Source organism: Mesorhizobium sp. PUT5 (assembly GCF_052216645.1).
Classification (GTDB): domain Bacteria; phylum Pseudomonadota; class Alphaproteobacteria; order Rhizobiales; family Rhizobiaceae; genus Mesorhizobium.
The window spans coordinates 4,252,432-4,272,122 of sequence record NZ_JBQOSO010000003.1; the positions used below are offsets into that span (position 1 = coordinate 4,252,432).

At 64.0% G+C, this 19,691-nt stretch carries 20 protein-coding genes; 9 read left to right on the forward strand and 11 right to left on the reverse strand.

Annotated elements, in window-relative coordinates; genetic code table 11:
* Nucleotide 1: 1 nt before the first annotated feature.
* The 5 genes from ACTDI4_RS22345 to trxC form a co-directional block, all read right to left on the reverse strand.
* Nucleotides 2-1,000 (reverse strand): efflux RND transporter periplasmic adaptor subunit, encoded by a 999-nt coding sequence (locus tag ACTDI4_RS22345; RefSeq protein ID WP_442843223.1) that lies wholly within the window; start codon nt 998-1,000, stop codon nt 2-4.
* A gap of 17 nt (nt 1,001-1,017) precedes the next feature.
* On the reverse strand, nt 1,018-1,218 hold the full coding sequence (locus ACTDI4_RS22350) for a YgaP family membrane protein (protein ID WP_035026717.1): 201 nt from the start codon (nt 1,216-1,218) through the stop codon (nt 1,018-1,020).
* Between the two features lie 134 nt (nt 1,219-1,352).
* Nucleotides 1,353-1,736, reverse strand: coding sequence for a DUF5368 family protein (locus ACTDI4_RS22355; RefSeq protein ID WP_442843224.1), 384 nt, complete (start codon nt 1,734-1,736; stop codon nt 1,353-1,355).
* Nucleotides 1,737-1,746: 10 nt separating this feature from the next.
* Complete coding sequence (locus tag ACTDI4_RS22360; protein ID WP_442843225.1) at nt 1,747-3,042, reverse strand: NAD(P)/FAD-dependent oxidoreductase; 1,296 nt, start codon at nt 3,040-3,042, stop codon at nt 1,747-1,749.
* A 28-nt stretch (nt 3,043-3,070) separates the two neighbouring features.
* Nucleotides 3,071-3,517 (reverse strand): thioredoxin TrxC, encoded by a 447-nt coding sequence (trxC, locus tag ACTDI4_RS22365; protein ID WP_442843226.1) that lies wholly within the window; start codon nt 3,515-3,517, stop codon nt 3,071-3,073.
* Nucleotides 3,518-3,612: 95 nt separating this feature from the next.
* On the opposite strand from trxC, the gene ACTDI4_RS22370 reads away from it, so the two are divergent.
* A complete protein-coding gene (locus ACTDI4_RS22370) occupies nt 3,613-3,933 on the forward strand; it encodes an ArsR/SmtB family transcription factor (protein WP_442843227.1) in 321 nt (106 codons plus the stop codon).
* 119 nt (nt 3,934-4,052) lie between these two features.
* Here ACTDI4_RS22370 and ACTDI4_RS22375 read toward each other — a convergent pair whose 3' ends face one another.
* The 5 genes from ACTDI4_RS22375 to ACTDI4_RS22395 all read right to left on the reverse strand — a co-directional run bounded on the left by ACTDI4_RS22375 (nt 4,053) and on the right by ACTDI4_RS22395 (nt 8,737).
* Nucleotides 4,053-4,394, reverse strand: a complete 342-nt coding sequence (locus tag ACTDI4_RS22375) for a PepSY domain-containing protein (protein ID WP_442843228.1) — start codon at nt 4,392-4,394, stop codon at nt 4,053-4,055.
* A gap of 166 nt (nt 4,395-4,560) precedes the next feature.
* Complete coding sequence (locus ACTDI4_RS22380; protein WP_442843229.1) at nt 4,561-5,214, reverse strand: DUF924 family protein; 654 nt, start codon at nt 5,212-5,214, stop codon at nt 4,561-4,563.
* A 91-nt stretch (nt 5,215-5,305) separates the two neighbouring features.
* The gene (locus ACTDI4_RS22385) at nt 5,306-7,246 is read right to left on the reverse strand and encodes a heavy metal translocating P-type ATPase (protein ID WP_442843230.1); all 1,941 of its coding nucleotides are present in this window, start codon (nt 7,244-7,246) and stop codon (nt 5,306-5,308) included.
* Nucleotides 7,247-7,356: 110 nt separating this feature from the next.
* Nucleotides 7,357-7,587 (reverse strand): heavy-metal-associated domain-containing protein, encoded by a 231-nt coding sequence (locus ACTDI4_RS22390; protein ID WP_442843231.1) that lies wholly within the window; start codon nt 7,585-7,587, stop codon nt 7,357-7,359.
* A gap of 301 nt (nt 7,588-7,888) precedes the next feature.
* Complete coding sequence (locus ACTDI4_RS22395; RefSeq protein ID WP_442843232.1) at nt 7,889-8,737, reverse strand: ferritin-like domain-containing protein; 849 nt, start codon at nt 8,735-8,737, stop codon at nt 7,889-7,891.
* A gap of 286 nt (nt 8,738-9,023) precedes the next feature.
* Between ACTDI4_RS22395 and ACTDI4_RS22400 the strand changes: the two genes are divergently transcribed.
* The 8 genes from ACTDI4_RS22400 (at nt 9,024) to ACTDI4_RS22435 (ending at nt 18,917) form a co-directional block, all read left to right on the forward strand.
* Nucleotides 9,024-11,315, forward strand: a complete 2,292-nt coding sequence (locus tag ACTDI4_RS22400) for a 4Fe-4S binding protein (protein WP_442843435.1) — start codon at nt 9,024-9,026, stop codon at nt 11,313-11,315.
* A gap of 25 nt (nt 11,316-11,340) precedes the next feature.
* Nucleotides 11,341-13,269, forward strand: a complete 1,929-nt coding sequence (gene nosZ / locus ACTDI4_RS22405; RefSeq protein ID WP_442839800.1) for a TAT-dependent nitrous-oxide reductase — start codon at nt 11,341-11,343, stop codon at nt 13,267-13,269.
* Between the two features lie 36 nt (nt 13,270-13,305).
* Nucleotides 13,306-14,664 (forward strand): nitrous oxide reductase family maturation protein NosD, encoded by a 1,359-nt coding sequence (locus ACTDI4_RS22410; protein ID WP_442843251.1) that lies wholly within the window; start codon nt 13,306-13,308, stop codon nt 14,662-14,664.
* On the forward strand, nt 14,661-15,578 hold the full coding sequence (locus tag ACTDI4_RS22415; protein ID WP_442843233.1) for an ABC transporter ATP-binding protein: 918 nt from the start codon (nt 14,661-14,663) through the stop codon (nt 15,576-15,578). The genes ACTDI4_RS22410 and ACTDI4_RS22415 overlap by 4 nt, the downstream gene beginning before the upstream one ends.
* On the forward strand, nt 15,575-16,405 hold the full coding sequence (locus ACTDI4_RS22420; protein WP_442843234.1) for an ABC transporter permease subunit: 831 nt from the start codon (nt 15,575-15,577) through the stop codon (nt 16,403-16,405). The genes ACTDI4_RS22415 and ACTDI4_RS22420 overlap by 4 nt, the downstream gene beginning before the upstream one ends.
* An 8-nt stretch (nt 16,406-16,413) precedes the next feature.
* Nucleotides 16,414-16,947 (forward strand): nitrous oxide reductase accessory protein NosL, encoded by a 534-nt coding sequence (locus ACTDI4_RS22425; RefSeq protein WP_442843436.1) that lies wholly within the window; start codon nt 16,414-16,416, stop codon nt 16,945-16,947.
* Between the two features lies 1 nt (nt 16,948).
* Nucleotides 16,949-17,941: an FAD:protein FMN transferase gene (locus ACTDI4_RS22430; RefSeq protein WP_442843235.1), complete on the forward strand. Its 993-nt coding sequence runs from the start codon at nt 16,949-16,951 to the stop codon at nt 17,939-17,941.
* Nucleotides 17,942-18,092: 151 nt separating this feature from the next.
* The gene (locus tag ACTDI4_RS22435) at nt 18,093-18,917 is read left to right on the forward strand and encodes a ferredoxin--NADP reductase (protein ID WP_442843437.1); all 825 of its coding nucleotides are present in this window, start codon (nt 18,093-18,095) and stop codon (nt 18,915-18,917) included.
* 18 nt (nt 18,918-18,935) lie between these two features.
* Here ACTDI4_RS22435 and ACTDI4_RS22440 read toward each other — a convergent pair whose 3' ends face one another.
* Entirely contained in the window at nt 18,936-19,379 is a 444-nt protein-coding gene (locus tag ACTDI4_RS22440) for a PepSY domain-containing protein (RefSeq protein ID WP_442843236.1), read from the reverse strand.
* Nucleotides 19,380-19,691 lie beyond the last annotated feature (312 nt).

The following is a 19,691-nucleotide window of genomic DNA, read 5'->3' on the forward strand; positions in this document are numbered from 1 at the left end:
ATCAGGGAACGACAATCGTTTCGCCGGCGGCAAGGCCGGTCAGGATTTCAACATAAGCGATGCCGTCGCGCCGCATGACCTCGCCGGGCACCACGGCACGCTCGACGTCCTGGCCATCTTGCCGCACGCGCACGAAGTCGAGCCCTGAGCGGGTAGCGAGCGCTGAACGGGGCACCAGAAGCGCGTCGCGCGTACCAACCGGCACTTCGACCAGGACACGGGAATCGACGAAAGTGGTGTCGAGCCGCTCGAATTCGACATCGGCGATAACACGGCCGTTCTGAATACGTGGATAGACCTTGGCGAGCCGACCCATTGCTTCCGCGCCACTGGCCGAAACGCGGATTTCAGCGCCTTCCTTCAAGGCATCGGCATGGCGTTCGGGGATCGCCAACCTCAGGAAAAAGCCGCCTCCGCCGACAGTAGCTACAGCTTCACCGGCCATGATGACCGTATCGCGCGTGATTGGCACGCCGAGCACTACGCCGGATACCGGCGCGAGTACGGCGCCCTCCTCGCCCTGCTGGACAACGACCGAGCGTTGCGCCTGCGTGGCGACGATCTGATTGCGCGTCACTTCCACATCGGTCTGCAATTGCTCCAGCCGCTGTGCGGTGCTGACCCCGCGCTCGACCAGCGAGCGCCCGCGGGACAGTTCGGCTTCGGCTCGCGAAAGCTGGGCGTCCAGCACGCGCAGTTGCGCATCGACGGCTGCGACCTGGAAGGCAAGCTTGTCGTCCTGCACCATGGCGATGCGCTGACCGGCCGCAACCGTGTCGCCTTCCGAGACGAGAAGCTCGACGACGGTGCCACCGATGCGCGCGCGCGCCGGCACGAGATCGCGTGCCTCCACCCTTCCGTAGACCGCTTTCCATTCCGGCACGGTTTGCGTGCTGAGCGTTGAGGTGTCGGTGGCAAGCACCGGGGACGTCGCCACGAGCCCGGCGGCAAGCGTCAATGCAGCCGCCGCGCGTGCAGCGGTGGGGATAGCGATACGCATGGCAGCTTTCTAGCGGTTCAGATCGAGCAGGCGGGCTTGAAGCCGAGGCGCTTCAGTACGCTTGCTGCCGGGCAGAGGCCGGTGAAGGCCGATTGGAACATGTTAAAACCGACGAAGACGGTCAGCCAAACGAAATAGGGTGACACCCACACGGTCAGCGCCACGGAAACGAGCACCATGAAGCCGGCGAATGCCAGGACGGAACGTTCGAGGGTCATGCAAATTCTCCCTGATTAATGTAGCATCCTATATACGAACATATGAATGTACGCAATACGCGTTTGCCTTTGCTTGTCTGCAAGGGGCCGCTCAGGCAAATCGCGCGCAGGTAGCGCCTGTTCGCCCCGGTCAGTCACGCCATGCTTTTGTCGCAGACTGCTGTGGTGCGGCGTGCGCAGCGCCATGACGCCATCGAAAAAACCATCGCCGCGATACCGCCACCCGGAATGAAAGCAATGAGGATAGCAGCAAGATAGTCGACAGGCCCGTTCAGCGCGGCATGGGTGGCCATGGTCCAGCCCGGCACCAGCATGAAGAAGATTGCTGTTGCAACGCCCCCAGCGAGGGCCGCCGCGATGATCGGGTGCTTCGGCGATCTTCGTGCGGATCGCAGCTTCATGGCAGCCGACACCACACCGACAACCAGAACCAGTGCGATCAGAAGAAGGCCCCACAGCCATGGTCCCAGGCTTTCCCGCAATATGGCGAACATTGTGACGGGGTTGAAATCTTCCATGATGCCTCTCCTATGCCAGACCGCGCAGCATTGCCCTGTAGGCGCCCTTCAGGCCCTTTTCCTCGATCAGCCATGAGATCCAGAGCTCTTCGAGGGGTGAAATAAACGGGAAGGACGGCGTGAGATTGCCGTCATAGTCGAACTCGATCAGCATCGCCTTTCCGTAGGCCGTGACCATCGGGCAAGACGTGTAGCCGTTGTAGGTGGCGAGAGGCTCCTTGCCAGAGGTTTCAGCAACCAGGTTGTCCACGACGACGGGGACCTGCCATTTGACGCTTGCCGCCGTCTTTCCGCGTGGCACTCCGGCAATGTCACCGACCGCAAAGACATTCGCATAGCGTGGGTGGCGCAATGTCGCCTTCTCCGCTTCCACCCAGCCATCGGTGGCAAGCGGACCGTGCTGCCAGGGCAACGGGCTGTTCATGACCGCATCCGGCGCGCGCATGGGTGGTACGACATGAATAAAGTCGTAATCAAATGTGACCACGCCCTCCGGCGTCTCATAGGTTGCTCGTTTTGCGCCCGGATCGATGGCCTTGAGGACATGGCTGAAATTGACGGCAATGTCGCGCCCGGCAAATATTTGCGTGACTCGGTCATGGACAGGCGGAACGGAAAAGACCGTGGGGTTGTGGGCGTTATAAAAAAGCGTGACCGCGCTTCGCCGCCCTTTCCGGCGTGCCAGATCGTCGGTGATGAAAGTGACCTTCAAAGGGGCACCGGCACATTTCATTTCACTTGCGGGCCGACCGAACAGCCCGACACCACCCTGATCGACAAACGCATCGATCGCGCGAAACGAAGCCGCCGCCTCAGGCGGGCTGGCATAAATGGACGCAATGCCGTTCGTGCCGATCAGGGAACGATCCATGCCTTCGATTTGTTCATAGTCGAGCGTAAGCCCGGTCGCCACGAACAGGAAATCGTAGGGCACACGCCGACCGGAGCTCGTGGTGACGGTGTTCGAATCAGGGTCGAATTCCGCAACCGCTTCGGTGATCCAGTCTACTCCTACCGGCATGAAATCCGCATTGCGGAACGTGACATCGCCGGGTGACCACAGGCCGGCACCTACAAGAGTAAAGCCGGGCTGAAAGTGATGTGCTGTCTTCTCATCAATGACGGTGATAGCCCCCTGTGGCATTTGCCGCCGCAGCCGCGAAGCGAGCGCCAGTCCCGCAGCACCTGCGCCCGCAATGACGATACGCGCCTTCGCGGAAGATGTTGCAGCCCTGACATCGGAAAGTGCGATACCGTTTACCGCAGCCAATGCCGCACCTGTCAAAAGGAATTGCCTTCTGTTCATCACCCGCCTCCTCTTGCTTGATGATGGTTCACGAGCCTGGGGGAAGCTTGCTTCGCACCCAATCAACGATCTGTTGCGTGGTCATCGCCCCGGCCGTACGGGCCAGCTCGTAGCCATGCGCAAAAAGGATGAGCGTGGGGATGCCGCGAATGCCAAGCCGGGCGGCGATTTCCTGATGCTCGTCCGAGTTCAGCTTGATGAGCCGCAGATCAGGCTCCAGAAGCCGGGCAGCTTCTTCAAACGCAGGCGTCATCATCCGGCACGGGCCGCACCACGGCGCCCATACATCCACGAGCACCGGCACGGAACTGCGGCCGGTCTGCTTATCAAACATGACCGTATCGACCTCAACGGGATGGCCGTCAAACAAAGATGCCTTGCACGAACCGCACCGGGCCTTGCGGGCATCACGCTCTGCCATCACCCGGTTTACCGTGGCGCATTGCGGGCAAATGATGGTGCGAACTGTTTCCATTGCGTCTGGCGCCTCACAAGATTTTGTCCGCCGTGTTATGCACGGGGTGATGGTCCGTCATTGACAAATATACGAATAAGCGTAGATATGCAATTATGAAAATTGATGCTGAAGCCATGCAACTTGCCGTCGATGACGCTTGCGAGCTTCTCAAGGCTATGTCGAACCGTCATCGGCTGCTGATCCTGTGCCAGCTGGTGGACGGCGAGAAGTCAGTTGGCCAGCTTGCCGAATTCCTGGGCATCCGGGATTCGACGGTGTCGCAACATCTGGCGCTCCTGCGCAAGGACCGGCTTATCGCCGGGCGGCGCGATGGCCAGACGATTTGGTATCGGATCGAAAGCGGCTCGGCGCGCAACGTCGTGGAAGTGCTCTACGCGACTTTTTGTGTACACTCCCACGAAAAGTCGGACTAAGTTTAAGATCTCGATGCGTCCAGGAATGTCGACACCAAAACAAACCCCGCAGAAGTGGCGGGGTTTGTCGATGGTCTGGCCTCAGCTTGTAGAGCTCCGGTAGGTACGCGCATTCGGCCTCAGTCTTCCTCGGCATCCAGCGATGTGGCGCCATCTCCGTTCCCGTTCACCGATGCATTGTTGCTATCGCCGAAGCGCTTGACCTTGCCGTCGACGACGTCCAGCGTTGCCGGATCGATCTTCACTTTGAGAACGTTCCCGCTGCCATCCGTAACGTGAAGCTCGTAGCAGCCATCGTCGATCTTCATCTTGTCGATGGTCCACCCGAAATCGCCGGCAAGCTTCCCCAAAGCTTCGAAGGATTGCCTCTGTTCGGGCGGAACGTCGCATTTCTCACCGGCCAGAACAGCGGTTGCTGGCAACGCCGCGAGGAATGCAAGCATCGCAACTGTCTTTTTCATGGTTCCAACTCCTGGGTTGCTGTTGTCCATGGAGGAAATCATGCGGTGCAGAGATGACGCGCTCCTGAAGTGAAACAACAATTGTTGTCAGCTTTCTGTCAGGAAGGGGAGCGGGCGGAGGTGGTGAGCCCGTTCAAGAGATGCGAGGCCTCACGAGGCTTGACTATCAGTCTTTCTGGAACGCTTTCCTGTGCGGGAACGCACCCTTGGCGATGTAAAGCTCCTCGGCCGGGGTCGATGCGCGGCCAAGCACGGCGTTGCGATGCGGATGCCGCCCGAAGGAAGCAATGACTTCGCGGACGTCCCGTGCCTGCTTGACCAGCGATCCATAGATCGGCCGCAGCGGGACCGGCGCGTCCGCCGCGATTTTTTCGCGCAGACTGATCAGGCGGTCGAGACGCCGCAGATGGTCGGGGCCTTCGCAATGACCCAGCGGCAGGCCGAACACCACCTGGAACCACGGCGTCTCCAGCGCGGAATAGTGCCCGTTGGAAAAGCCTTCGGTCGCCAGCGCCAATGCACGAGGGTCTTGCGCAAAGGCACGCGTATCGTCTCGCCAGACAGAGCGCGAAAACTGGTCGAGGATGATAATCAGCGCCAGTCGCCCATGTGGGTCGAGCACCCAGTGATCGAGGGCACCGCCGGGGGCCTGTTCGGCTACGCTGGAAAAGCGCGTCACGATCTCATTTTCGGCGCCGCCCTGCATGCGCCAGAACCAATGCACCCGATGCGTCTGCGCATCTATTGTCAGCGAGCGCCCCTCCGGGAACCAGAAATCGAGGACATCGTCCCAGTCTTGGCGGTCCCTGATCGGCTTCATATCAAACTCCGCTTCCAAAACTCTGGGCAATACACCTCGTAACATGAAACCCGCGCCGGGGCGGCGCGGGTTTTGCTGCCGTGCCGCTCGCTCAGGTGGAGATCCGCACCACTGTCTGTTCGGGTGCCGGTTCGATGGCCGCCCCGGCAGTGGCCTTTGCGGCAGCCGGAACGCGCAACAGGCGCATGCCGTTGAGAATGACGACCAGCACCGACAGCTGGTGAACCAGCATGCCGCCCGCCATATGGATGGAGCCGGTATAGACGCCGGCCAGCAAGCCCAGCACCGTCAGAACCGCGATGACCAGGTTCTGGCGCATGTTGGTCAGCGTGGCACGCGAGATCTCCATCGCCTCGGCGATCTTGCCGAGATCGTCAGTCATCAGCGCAATGTCGGCCGTCTCGATGGCAATGTCGCTGCCGCTGGCGCCCATGGCGATGCTGATATCGGCGGCCGCCAGTGCCGGGGCGTCGTTGATGCCGTCGCCGACCATCGCTACGCGCAGGCCTTCGGCCCGCATCGCCCGGATCTGCGAGAGCTTGTGGTCGGGCATCATCGCGGCATGGACTTCGTCGACACCGACGGCGGCGGCAATCGCCTCGGCCGCCGGGCGCTGGTCGCCGGTCAGCATCACGACGCGATGCACGCCGAGTGCATGCAGCCGGTCGATCATCGGCTTGGCACTAGCGCGCGGCATGTCGGCCAGTCCCAGCAGGCCGACGATTTCGCCGTTATGCGCCACGATGACCACGGTGTGACCGAGCCCGTGCAGGTGGGCAATGCCGGCCTTGGCCTCGGCGTCGAACGTAATGCCGAGATGGTCGAACAGGCGGTGGCTGCCGACAGCGATCTGTGCGCCGTCATAGCGGGCGATCAGACCCATGCCGGCAATTTCCTCCAGGGCTTCGGCGGTCGGCAGGTGCCCTTGGGAGCGGGCGGCCTCGATGATCGGCCGGCCGAGCGGGTGGTTCGAGCCTGTCTCGGCAATCGCCGCCCACAACAGGACGTCTTGCCTGCTCTTGCCCGCCAGCGCCACGATTTCGGCCAAGCGCGGCTGGCCTTCGGTCAGCGTACCGGTCTTGTCGAGCGCCAGCGCCGTGATGCGGCCGGCATTTTCCAGATGCTCGCCGCCCTTGATGAGGATGCCTGCGCGCGCCGCCCGCCCAATCCCGGCGACCACCGAGACGGGTGTCGAGATGACCAATGCACCGGGGCAGCTGACCACGAGCAGCGTCAGCGCCAGTTCGATATTGCGTGTCACGGCATAGCTGACGAGCGCCATCACGAACACGCCGGGCGTATACCAGCGACCGAAGCTCTCGATCATCCGCTGGGCCGGGGCCTTGGCTTCCTGCGCTTCCTCGACACGGCTGATGATGCGCGCCAGCGTGGTGTCGGCACCGACGCCGGTGGCGCGCAGATGCAGCAGGCCGTTTTCGGCAAGGGTGCCGGCAAAGACGCGTGAACCGGGCGCCTTTTCCGCCGGGATCGGTTCACCGGTGATGGCGGCCTCATTGACGGCAGCGGTGCCTTCGATCACTTCGCCGTCGACGGGTAGCCGCTCACCGGCTTTCACCAATACGGTTTCGCCCCGCACCACTTCATGGGCGGCGACCTCGACCGGCTGGCCATCGCGCAGCACGGTGGCGGTAACGGGGGCGGCATCGAGCAGCGCCTTCAGCGCACTGCGCGTGCGGCTCATCGTGCGCGTTTCCAGCCACGCCCCCAGCATGAACAGGAAAGTGACGGCAGCGGATTCCCAGTGATTGTCGATGAACAGCGCGCCGACGGCGGCGACGATGACCAGCAATTCGATACTGAGATGACGCAGTCGCAGCGATGTCCAGGCCCTGAGTGCAATGTCATAGCCGGCCAGGACTGCGGCAAGCGTCATCAGCGGCGCCCAGGGCGCAGCCTGCCCGAAACCGTAAAAGGCGACCAGCGCGGCGGCGATGGAAAGGCCGCTGGCAACTGTCAGCCATTTGCGCCGGTCGGCGGGGTTGCGGTAGATGGCGATGAGTTGCGAAAACATACAAGGTCTCCTTCACAGACGAGCACTGCCGCCAGACACAGCATGTCCTTGAAGCATGAGGCGGGAGGCGGAATTCGGCTTTCCCATTAAGGAGCATGGCGATCCCATGGTCAGAACGCCGCCGGCCTGGCGGCATAGCCGACCTTGGCCACGGAATTGACCAGAGCAGTCACGTCGCTGAGTGCGGGATCGTGCTCGACCTCGATCCGGCCGCTGGAAAACTTCACTTCCGCCCTGGTCACGCCGGGCAGCGCCAGCAGCGACTTTTCGATCTTGGGCACGCAAGAGGGACAGGACAGTTCATCGCTGCGCAGCAGGGTGCGGATGGTTGTCGTGGTCATGGTTCGATCCCTTCGGTTGATCGGCGTCGTTTCCGAGGTAGAGATAGGTGTGCAATCTGCGCACAGGGATTGGTGAAACCCGTAAGGAGTCCTTGCATGAATGGACAGGGTCAGGATTGGGGCGATTTGCGCGCGTTTCTCGCCGTTACGACAATCGGAAGCCTGTCGGGTGTCGGTGTGTCCCGCCTCAAGGTGGGGAAAGAACGCGGCACTTCCGCGCCGGCGCTCACCCCGTGGTCGTTGGCACCCGACCGGCGTTCCTTCATCCGGGTCGTACGGAAGAACGACGACTGTCCTTCAGCTATGCGGCTTCGAGATGCCGCACCAGGGCGAGGCGCCTGACTGCCGCCGTGGCCAACTTCTGGGCCCGGTCGCGGGCGGCCTGCGAAAGCAGGTGCTCGCCGGCCTCGATGTAGTAGTCTGCCAGCCATTCGCACAATGCGTCCAGAGTGCGGGGCGGCGGCGGGCCTGCGGGTGCGGGGTCCTGTAGCGGATCTGCCGCCAGGTCGCTGGAAAGCATGCGTGCCTCCTCGGCAAGGCCGCGATATTCGCCTTGTTTCTCGTTCATGCGGTAACGCTCCTCGAGGGCCTTGCTGACTTCCAGTTCGAGCAGGGGCAGGTCGTAGGGCTCCTGCCCCGTCGCCATCTCGTGGCGGTGCCGGACGAACGCCTTGCGCCGCTCGCGCCGGAGCGTCTTTGCGTGCTCCAGTTCCTCGCGCGCCATCCGCTCGGCGGCGTCCCGGATTTCCGGCGACGCCCCCTGTGCGGCCACGTAGGACCAGAAGGCAAAGGCCCGCTCCTCGTTGCGCACGGCGATGGCAAGGGAGCGGTAGGCGTCCAGCAGTTCGGGCGAGACGAGTGCCATATTCTCGTCGTCGAACACGCCATGCGGCATGGCCTCCGCCGTCAGCGTGTCGGGCTCATGGTGGCGAAGCTGCTGCGACCAGCCGGCGATCATGTCGATATGGCCGCTTTCCTCGCGCACCAGCCGATCGAAGACTTCGGCCAATTCCTGCCGGCCTGCCGCGCGCATGCGCGCGGCCAGGTCCGCATATCTGTCGGCCGATTCCTTCTCCATCGCCATGGCGACCGCGAGCAGCTCGTCCATGGAGCGGATCGGCGTCGACGGTTCGGATGTCAGGCGGATCAATGAAACAGCCCTCCACATTGCTGTCCGATCGAACTTTCGTACTCTGTAACTATAAATAAACTATCAGTTAGTTGATTTGAGCTGGATCAAGACGGCTTTTGCACTGGGACAGGGTCATGCTTGCGCTGGATCAAGGACGTAACGAGCGAAACCACCGACACCTGCGCCGGCAAAACCGCCCGTTTCAGGGGCGGGGGAAAAGGTGCGGAAACCAGTGAGCATTTCCTCGACAAGATGGGGGCGCAGGTCGGGCGCGGGCCGTCAGGCACGCATCGCCGCAGGGCTTTTGCGCTCCTTGCTGTGCGTGGTCGCCGTACTGGCCTGCCTTGCCTCCCTTGCGGCGCCGGTCCGGGCCGAGGGCGAAAGCCTGGGCGACTTCCTGTCCGCCACGCCGGCGGCCGAACTGATCCCGGGCGCCGACGCCTATGGCAAGGCTGAAGGAAGCCCGCCGCTCGTGCCCGTGCTTTCCGGCGGCGAGACGGTCGGCTATGCCTATCTCAACACCGACTACACCAGCGCGGTCGGCTATTCCGGCAAGCCGATCCGCATTCTCGTCGGCATCGACGAGAATGGCGTCGTGCGCGGCTTCAAGCTGGTCGAGCACAAGGAGCCCATCGTCCTCATAGGCATTCCCGAGGCCAAGGTCGTCGCTTCGCTGAATTCGCTGATCGGCAAGGATCTCGGCCGGGTCGCGGCCGGGCAGGAACAGATTCCGCAGGTGGACATCGTCAGCGGCGCCACCGTCACCGTGCTGGTGATGGGCGACAGCGTCGTGCGCTCCGCCGTGAAGCTCATCCGCAGCGGGCGCCTGGGGCAGAAGGGCGTGGCCGCCGCCGGCGCTGCGGCCGTTCCGGCCAGGGTGTTGGACACCTCGGTGTCGGAAATCCTCGACTGGAATACGCTGGTCGGCGACGGTTCGGTGCGCAGCCTGCGCCTGACCGTGGGCGAGGTGACGAAAGCCTTCGCTGATGCCGGCCAGGGACAGGCGGCCGAGCGGCCCGAGACCGGCAATCCGGACGATCGCTTCATCGACCTCTACCTTGCCCCGGTCAGCGTGCCCGCCATCGGCCGCAGCCTGTTGGGCGAAGCCGTCTACGAACGCTTGCAGAAGAAGCTCAAGCCCGGCCAGCAGGCGGTCGTCGTGGCCGGCGACGGCGCCTATTCCTTCAAGGGCTCGGGCTATGTGCGCGGCGGCATATTCGACCGCGTAGAACTCATGCAGGACGGCCAGGGCGTACGCTTCCGCGACCGCGATCATACGCGTCTGGGCGACCTCGCCGCGGCGGGCGCGCCGCATCTGCGCGAGATTGCACTGTTCACGGTGCCGGAGGAATTCCCGCTCGACCTTTCCGAGCCGTGGGAGTTGCAGCTTCTCGTCCAGCGCAGCTTCGGCGCCCGCGACAAGGCCACGCTGCCCTTCAACCTCGGCTACACGCTGCCCGACCGCTATCTGAAAGCCGCGCCGGCGCCAGTCCCGGCGGGTCAGCCCGCTGCCCAGGCCGCCCCCGAGGCTGTGCCCGCGGAGGTTGCTCCCGAATCTGCCGCCGCACAAAGCTTCGCGGACGAGGAGGCGCTGTGGATCAGGATATGGAAGCTGAACACGGTCGAGGTCGGCATCACGGTTTTTGCGCTTCTGGTGCTTACCGCCATCTTCTTCTTCCAGAACTGGCTGGTGCGGCGTCCGCGCCTGTTCGCCTGGGTGCGGCGTGGTTACCTGCTGTTCACGCTGGTCTGGCTCGGCTGGTACGCCAACGCCCAGCTTTCCGTGGTCAACGTGCTGACCTTCGTCAATTCGCTGGTCACCGGCTTCAACTGGGAGTTCTTCCTCGCCGCCCCGCTGATCTTCATCCTGTGGGCGGCTGTGGCCGCGGGCCTGCTGTTCTGGGGCAGGGGGCCGTTCTGCGGCTGGCTGTGCCCGTTCGGCGCCTTGCAGGAACTCACCAACAATCTCGCCCAATGGCTCAAGGTGCCGCAGATCAAGCTGCCCTTCGGCCTGCACGAGCGGCTGTGGCCGGTCAAGTACATGATCTTCCTCGGCCTGTTCGGCCTGTCGCTCTATTCGGTGGCGCTGGCCGAGACCTATGCCGAGATCGAGCCGTTCAAGACCGCCATCATCCTGAAATTCGCCCGCGAATGGCCGTTCGTGGTCTTCGCCGTGGCGCTTCTGGTGGCCGGACTGTTCATAGAGCGTTTCTATTGCCGCTACCTGTGCCCGCTGGGCGCCGCGCTCGCCATTCCTGGCCGCATCCGCATGTTCGAATGGCTCAAGCGCTATCCCGAATGCGGCTCGCCTTGCCAGCGCTGCGCCAAGGAATGCCCGGTCGAGGCGATCCATCCCGAAGGGCAGATCAACGTCAACGAGTGCATCTACTGCATGCACTGCCAGGAACTCTACCACGACGACCACCGCTGCCCGCACATGATCCAGGTGCGGCTGAAGCGGGAGAAGTTCGAGGCCCTGTCCTCACCCGCCGCGAAAGACCCGACGAAACCGGGCAAGGGGCCCGCAAAGCCGGTCATCAGCCACAAGGGTGTGCCGGTGGCGGCTTCGCAGCAAGACACGAATGCAACAGGCTGACACGCCAACCAGAAGGAGACGGAGCATGTCGCAAGAAGATCAGGACAGGAAGACGATCCTGAGCAGACGCCAGCTTTTGGGCACCACCGCCGCCATGGCCGCCGCCGGGGCCGCGGGCGTCGGCGGCGGACTGGCGCTGAACGGAGGCGTCGTTTCGCCTGCCGCGGCGCAAGGAGCCGCGGGCGGGCAGGAATTCGAGGTCAAGCCGGGGGAACTGGACGAATACTACGTGTTCTTCTCCAGCGGCCAGACCGGCGAGGTGCGCATCGTCGGCGCGCCTTCGATGCGCGAACTGATGCGCATCCCCGTCTTCAACCGCTGCAGCGCCACCGGCTGGGGCGAGACCAATGAGAGCCGCAAGATCCTGACCGAGGGGCTGCTGCCGGAAACGAAGGAGTTCCTGAAGGATCGCGGCGGCATCTACCTCAACGGCGATCTGCATCACCCGCACCCGTCCCAGACGGAGGGCACGTATGACGGCCGCTATCTGTACGTCAACGACAAGGCCAACACGCGCGTCGCCCGCATCCGCCTCGATGTGATGAAGTGCGACAAGATCATCCAGTTGCCGAACCAGCACACGGTGCACGGCCTGCGCGTGCAGAAATATCCCAAGACCGGCTATGTGTTCGCCAACGGCGAGGACCGCGTGCCGATCCCCAATGACGGCAAGATCCTCGATGACCCGAAGCAGTATCACTCCATCTTCACCGCCGTGGACGGCGAGACGATGAACGTGGCCTGGCAGGTGATGGTGGACGGCAACCTCGACAATGTCGACGCCGACTACCAGGGCAAATACGCTTTCGCCACCTGCTACAACTCCGAAGAGGGCGTCAATCTTGCCGAGATGATGGCCAAGGAGCAGGACTGGATCGTCATCTTCAACCTCAAGCGCATCGAGGAAGCGGTCAAGAAGGGCGATTTCAAGGAGATGGGCGGCGTGCCGGTCATCGACGGGCGCCATGGCTCGCCCTACACGCGCTACGTGCCGGTGCCGAACAGCCCGCACGGCATCAACACCGCGCCCGACGGCATCCATGTCGTGGCCAACGGCAAGCTCTCGCCGACGGTCACCGTGTTCGACGTGCGCAAGTTCGACGACCTGTTCGACGACAAGATCCAGCCGCGCGACACCGTGGTGGCCGAGCCGGAATTGGGCCTCGGGCCGTTGCACACGGCCTATGACGGCCGCGGCAACGCCTACACCACCCTGTTCATCGACAGCCAGATCTGCAAATGGAACATCGAGGACGCCAAGCGCTCCTACGCAGGCGAGGCGGTCGATCCGATCCGCCAGAAGCTCGACGTCCATTATCAGCCCGGCCACAACCACACCTCCATGGGCCAGACCAAGGAGGCCGATGGCAAATGGCTGATCTCGCTGAACAAGTTCTCCAAGGACCGCTACCTCAACGTCGGCCCGCTGAAGCCGGAGAACGACCAGCTCATCGATATCTCGGGCGACCAGATGGTGCTGGTGCATGATGGCCCGAGCTTCGCCGAACCGCACGACGCCACCCTCGTCCACCGCTCCAAGATCAATCCGGTCAGCATCTGGGACCGCGCCGATCCGTTCTTCGCCGACGCGGTCAAGCAGGCCGAAGCCGACGGCATCGACCTGATGATCGACAGCGAGGTGATCCGCGACGGCAACAAGGTGCGCGTCTACATGACGTCCTCGGCGCCCGCCTTCGGCCTGGAAAGCTTCAGCGTCAAGCAGGGCGACGAGGTCACCGTCTACATCACCAACATCGACGAGGTGGAAGACCTGACCCACGGCTTCGCCATCATCAACTACGGCGTCAACATGGAGGTCGCGCCGCATGCCACGGCATCGGTGACGTTCACGGCCAGCAAGCCCGGCGTCTACTGGTACTACTGCTCGTGGTTCTGCCATGCCATGCACATGGAGATGAAGGGCCGCATGTTCGTGGAACCGCAGGGCGTCTAGGACGTGATCCGTTCACTCCATATCGCAACGATGGGAATGGCGGCGCTTGTCGCCGCCGTTTCCTGCCGCGCGGCGGGCGCGGCGGAAATATCCGTGCCGGCAGGCGTAGCACCGCTCCAGGCTGCGGTGGACGCCGCCTCGCCCGGCGACGTGCTGCGCCTGGCGCCCGGCGAGCATCTGGGGCCGGTCGTCCTCTCCAAGCCGCTGACGCTGCAGGGCGAGCCGGGCGCGGTGCTGAAGGGCAGCGGCCACGGCAGCGTCGTCACGCTGGAGGCGCCCGACACCGCCGTGCGCGGCCTGCACATCGAGGGCTCGGGCACGGACCTGGACACGCTGGATGCCGGGGTGTTCGCCGCCGAGACCGCTACGCGCGCGCTCATCGAAGGCAACAGCATCGTCGGCAATCTCTACGGCATCCAGTTGCACGGCTCGCGCGACGCGGTGGCGCGGGGCAACCGCATCGAAGGCCAGCGCCAGGGCCGTACCAGCCGTTCGGGCAACGGCGTGTCGGTGTGGAACGCGCCGGGGGCCAAGGTGCTGGACAACGACATCAGCTTCGGCCGCGATGGGATATTCGCCAACACAAGCAAGAAGAACGAGTTCCGCGGCAACACTTTCAGCAACCTGCGCTTCGCCATCCACTACATGTACACCAACGACAGCGTGATCGCCGGCAACAGCTCCATCGGCAACATCGTCGGCTATGCGATCATGTATTCCGACCGGCTCAAGGTCACCGACAACGTTTCGGACGGCGACCGCGACAACGGCCTTCTGTTCAACTACGCCAACGGCTCCGAGATCCGCGGCAATGTGGTGCGCGGCCGTGCCCAGCCGGCCGCCCGCTGGACCAGCAACGGCCAGCGTTTCGCGGCCGACCCCGACATGCCGCGCGCCCAAGGCACCGGCGCGCCCGCCGCCAAGGCGCGCAAGGGCACGCGCATCGGTCCGGAGAAATGCGTCTTCATCTACAACGCCAACCGCAACCGCTTCTCCGACAACCTCTTCGAAGGCTGCGAGATCGGCGTGCACTTCACCGCCGGCTCCGAAGGCAACGCCATGAGCGGCAACGCCTTCGTGCGCAACCGCAACCAGGTCAAATATGTCGGCACCCGCTCGCTCGACTGGTCGAGCGGCGGACGCGGCAACTACTGGAGCGACAACCCCGCCTTCGACCTCGACGGCGACGGAATAGCCGACAATCCCTACCGGCCCAACGACATGATGGACAGGGTCCTATGGGAAGCGCCGGCGGCCAAGGTGCTGGTCAATAGCCCGGCCGTGCAGGTCATCCGCTGGGCGCAGGCCCGTTTTCCGGCGGTCTTTCCCGGCGGCGTGGTCGACAGCCATCCGCTGATGAAGCCTGTCGGCATCAAGGGAACGCAACTGCCATGAGCTTGAATGTCGAATTGAAATCGGTCGCCCGGCACTATGGCCGGGTCAAGGCGGTGGACGGCGTGTCCTTCGCGGCCGGCCCCGGCGAGGTGATCGCACTGGTGGGCCACAACGGCGCCGGCAAGACCACGCTCATCAAGCTGATGCTCGGCCTTGCGCGTCCCACCGCCGGCTCGGTCTCCGTGCTCGGCCAGGACCCGGCGGCGGGCGATGCCGCCGTGCGCCGGCGCCTGGGCTACCTGCCGGAGAACGTCTCGTTCAATCCCGCGCTGACCGGCCGCGAGACGCTGCGTTTCTACGTGCGGCTCAAGGGCGGCAGCAAGGGCGAGGAGAACGCGCTGCTGGAGCGGCTTGGCCTCGCCCATGCGGCGGACCGGCGCGTCGGCACCTATTCCAAGGGCATGCGCCAGCGGCTGGGCCTCGCCCAGGCCATGATCGGCACGCCGGCGGTGTTGCTGCTGGACGAGCCCACCACCGGGCTCGACCCCGCGCTGCGCCAGCAGTTCTATGAGATCGTGCGCGAAATGGGTGCGGCCGGCGCCACCGTGCTTTTGTGTTCCCATGCGCTGAACGAGCTGGAAGGCAATGCCGGCCGCGTCGTCATCATGAACGAGGGCCGCAAGATCGCCGACGGCTCGCTGGACGAGTTGCGTCACATGGCGCGGCTGCCCACCAAGATCCGCATCAGGACCGCCGAGGGCGGCGCCCGGCGCCTGCGGGAATGGATGGGCGAACCCGCTGGCCTCAGGCAGGTGAACGGCCATATCATCGAGCTCGACGCCACGCCGGAGGACAAGGCCGCTTTCCTGCGCCGCGCCGCCGGCGAGGGTGCGCCCTTCGAGGACCTCGACATGGTGCCCCCCGGCCTGGACGAACTCTATGCTCATTTCCTGGCTGGGAGGGGTGGCCGATGAAAACGATCCTGCTGCTTGCGGCCAAGGAGGTGCGCGAAGGCTTGCGCAATCGCTGGGTGCTGGCGGCCACCGGGCTGCTCGCCGCACTGGCGCTGACGCTTGCCTTCCTTGGCAGCGCGCCGACCGGTACGGTCGGCGCCGGGGCGCTCGACGTAGTGGTCATCAGTCTTGCCAGCCTCACCATCTTTATCGTGCCGCTGATTTCGCTGCTCATCTCCCACGACGCCATCGTGGGCGAGATCGATCGCGGAACCATGACGCTGCTGCTGTCCTATCCGGTGCGGCGCAGCCAGGTTCTGTTCGGCAAGTTCCTGGGCCATATCGCCATCATCGCCTTCGCCACCTGTGTCGGTTACGGCCTTTCGGCGGTCGCGCTCGCCGCTACCGGCAAGGCGATCGGCGGAGGAAGCTGGACGGCGTTCACGACGATGACGGCTTCGTCGGTGCTGCTGGGCGCCGTCTTCGTGGCGATCGGCTATCTGGTCAGTGCGCTTGTGCGCGACCGCGGCACCGCCGGCGGCATCGCCATCGGCGTCTGGCTGGTCTTCGTCGTCATCTACGACATGGCGCTGCTGGGGCTGCTGGTCGCCGACCAGGGGCAGTCCGTCGGCGGCGGCGTCCTGGACGCGCTGCTCCTGCTCAACCCGACCGATGCCTATCGGCTGCTCAATCTCGCCGGCTCGGACGAGATCGCGGCGGCTTCCGGCATGGGCGGCATCGTGCAGAGCGCGGCGCTGGAGCCGGCCGCGCTGCTGACCGCGCTCGTCGCATGGATCGTGGCGCCGATGGCGTTGGCCGCGGCCGCCTTTTCAAGGAGGGAGCTGTGAGACCGCGCCTGACGATCGCCCTCCTGGCCGGCCTGCTCGCGCTTCTCCCGACCCTGGGGGCCTGCCAGCGCGAGGCGGAGCCGCCGCCGGCGCCCTTTGCCATGACCGACGAGGCGATGGGCCGCTATTGCGGCATGAACATCCTCGAACATGCCGGGCCGAAGGGGCAGGTCATCCTCGCCAAATATGACGAGCCGATCTGGTTCTCCTCCGCGCGCGACGCCATCGCCTTCACCATGCTGCCGGAGGAGCCGAAGGACATAAGGGCGATCTACGTCTCCGACATGGCCAGGGCCCAGACCTGGGACGAGCCGGGCGCCGACAACTGGGTGGACGCAAGGCAGGCCTTCTTCGTCATCGGCAGCGACCGGAAGGGCGGCATGGGCGCGGCCGAGGCCGTGCCCTTCTCCACCGAGGAAGCGGCGAAAGCCTTTGCCGGCGACCATGGCGGCGATGTCGTGCGCTTCGACGCCGTTCCGCGCGGCTACATTCTGGAACAGCAGGCAGGCGACGCGCCTGCGACTTCCGGGGAGGTTCACTGACATGATTTCCGGAACGATGACCCGCCGCCGCATGATCGGCATCAGCGCCGCCGCGGCCGGCATGGCGCTGCTGCCGTTCGGCAGCACTGCGGCCGTGCCCGAGGCAGTGACATGGCAGGGCGAGGCGATGGGCGCGCAGGCTTCGCTTGTCATCCATCATCCGGATCGCGCGAAGGCGCAAAAGCTGGTGGAAGCAACGGTCGCCGAAGTACGGCGGCTGGAGCGTATCTTCAGCCTCTACCGTGACGATTCCGACCTCACCTTGCTCAATCGGCAGCACTTCCTGGTCTCGCCGCCAAAGGAACTCGTGGAGATATTGCGCCAAAGCAGTGATACTTGGGCGCTCACCGGCGGTGCCTTCGACCCCACCGTGCAGCCGCTATGGGATGCCTACCGCCGCCACTTTTCAACCCCCGGCGCGTCCGAGACCGGGCCTTCCGCCGAGATCGTGCGCGAATGCCTCGCACGGGTCGGCCTCGCCCGGATCGCCTGTTCGTCGGACCGGATCGAACTGCCGGTTCCGGGCTCCGCGCTGACGCTCAACGGCATTGCGCAAGGGTACATCACCGACAAGGTGGTGGACCTCCTGCGGGCCGGCGGCATCGAGCATTCCATGGTCGACATGGGCGAAAGCCGCACCATCGGCTCCGCGCCGGGCGGCCGGCCGTGGCGTGTCGGCATTTCCGATCCGCAGGACGGCGCCCGCATCCTCAAGGTGCTCGAAGTGGAAGACCGTGCCGTCGCCACGTCGAGCCCGTTCGGCTTCCGCTTCGACGCGGAAGGACAGTTCAGCCACATCATCGATCCGCGCAGCGGGGCGACTCCCCAGCGTCACGCCGGCGTCACCGTCGTGGCCGGTCAGGCGACGCTGGCAGATGCGCTCTCTACCGCCTTCAACCTGATGGATGTCGGGGAGATCGTAGCGGTGCTCGACGGCATGGCCGGCGTCGAAGCCCACATCCTGTCACATGACGGCAAGTGGACTTCCGTGTGAGGGGTCATTTGCTGCGCAACGCGCAGGTTTTCCAGCACAAATGGGAAGCATGTCGGCAGCGGCGCTAGCCGATTGCTGCGGCCACCCATCAGCCCGGTTTTAGCGGTCACGACCCACTCCCGATCAGTCATTGATAGACAGGATGCCAGGAATGACACAAGCAGCGCGCCAGCAAACAGACGCCGCCACCTCCGAATTTCCGCTTCCCGCCGGGGTTCATGCCGAGAAGGTGATGTCCGTTCGGCATTATACGGACCGGCTGTTTTCGTTCCGCATTACCCGGCCACAGAGTTTTCGTTTCCGCTCGGGCGAGTTCGTGATGCTCGGCCTGCCCAATGCGGTGAAGCCGATATTCAGGGCCTACTCCATCGCGAGCCCCTCGTGGGACGAGGAACTGGAATTCCTGTCGATCAAGGTGCCGGATGGTCCGTTGACCCGGCACCTGCAGAAAATTATGCCGGGCGACACGATATTGCTACGGACCAAGCCGACCGGCACGCTGGTCCTCGATGCGTTGACGCCGGGCAGCCGGTTGTGGATGATCTCGACCGGGACCGGCATTGCGCCCTTCGCCAGTATCGTGCGTGATCCGGAAACCTACGACAAGTTCGAACAGGTTATCCTGACCCACACCTGCCGCGAGGTGGCCGAACTGACCTATGGCGAGGAACTGGCGAGGAACCTAGCTGAGGATCCGCTGATCGGAGATTTGGTTCAGAACCGCTTCTTCCACTATGCGACTGCCACGCGCGAGCCCTATGTGCGCACCGGCCGCATCACTTCACTCATCGAGAGCGGCAGGCTGTTCGAGGATCTTTGCGTTCCCGCGTTCGATCCAGCCGTTGATCGGGTGATGATCTGCGGCTCGATGGGCATGATCCGCGATGTCAGGGCGCTGGTGGAAAAGGCCGGCCTGAATGAAGGAGCCAATTCTGCGCCGGCCGAATTCGTCGTCGAACGCGCGTTCGTAGACTGAAGGCGGTCTGTTGTGAATTTACCGGCCGGTCTTTGGCTGCCCGTTCGATGCGAGTGCGGTTCGGCGGCCGGTCGAAGACCGCATCGACGACCGATTACAACGGAATTTTCTCGAAAAGCAGGTTCGCTGGGGCGCAACACAGAATTCCGAGCCGGCACAGCAGTCCCTGGCCGCACCGTTTTCCGACGCGGCCAGTCCGCCGCCGAAGCGCTTGATGTTGCCATCGATGACGTCCAGCCTTGCAGGGTCGATCTTCACCTTGAGAACGTTCCCGCTGCCATCAGTGACACGAAGCTCGGCGCAGCCGTCGTCGATCTTCATCTTGTCGATGATCCACCCGAAATCGCCGGCAAGCCGCCCCAAGGCCTCAAAGGATTGTCTCTGTTCGGGCGGAACGTCGCATTTCTCACCGGCGAAAGCAGCGGTTGCCGCCAGTACCCCGAGGAGTGCAGGCAGCGTCAATGTTTTTTTGGTTCCAACTCCTAGCTAGGCTACGGTTGCTTATGCTGGAAACCATGTGGTGGCGAACTGATATGCCCCTGAAGCGTGACAACAATTATTGTCGGCTTTCGATCATAATGGAGAATCGAGGTTGATGAAGGCCGCGAAACCGGCTGGCGAGATTACGATAGGCGGCGATCAACCGGGAAAACATAAAATCTCTCCTTCAGAGACCAGGCTCACTGCCGGAAGCGGAGGCGGAGCGTGGGGTCGCCATGCACCCAGGGAGGACGCATGGCGATCCGAATGGCGGCCGACAGTCAGAATGCTGCT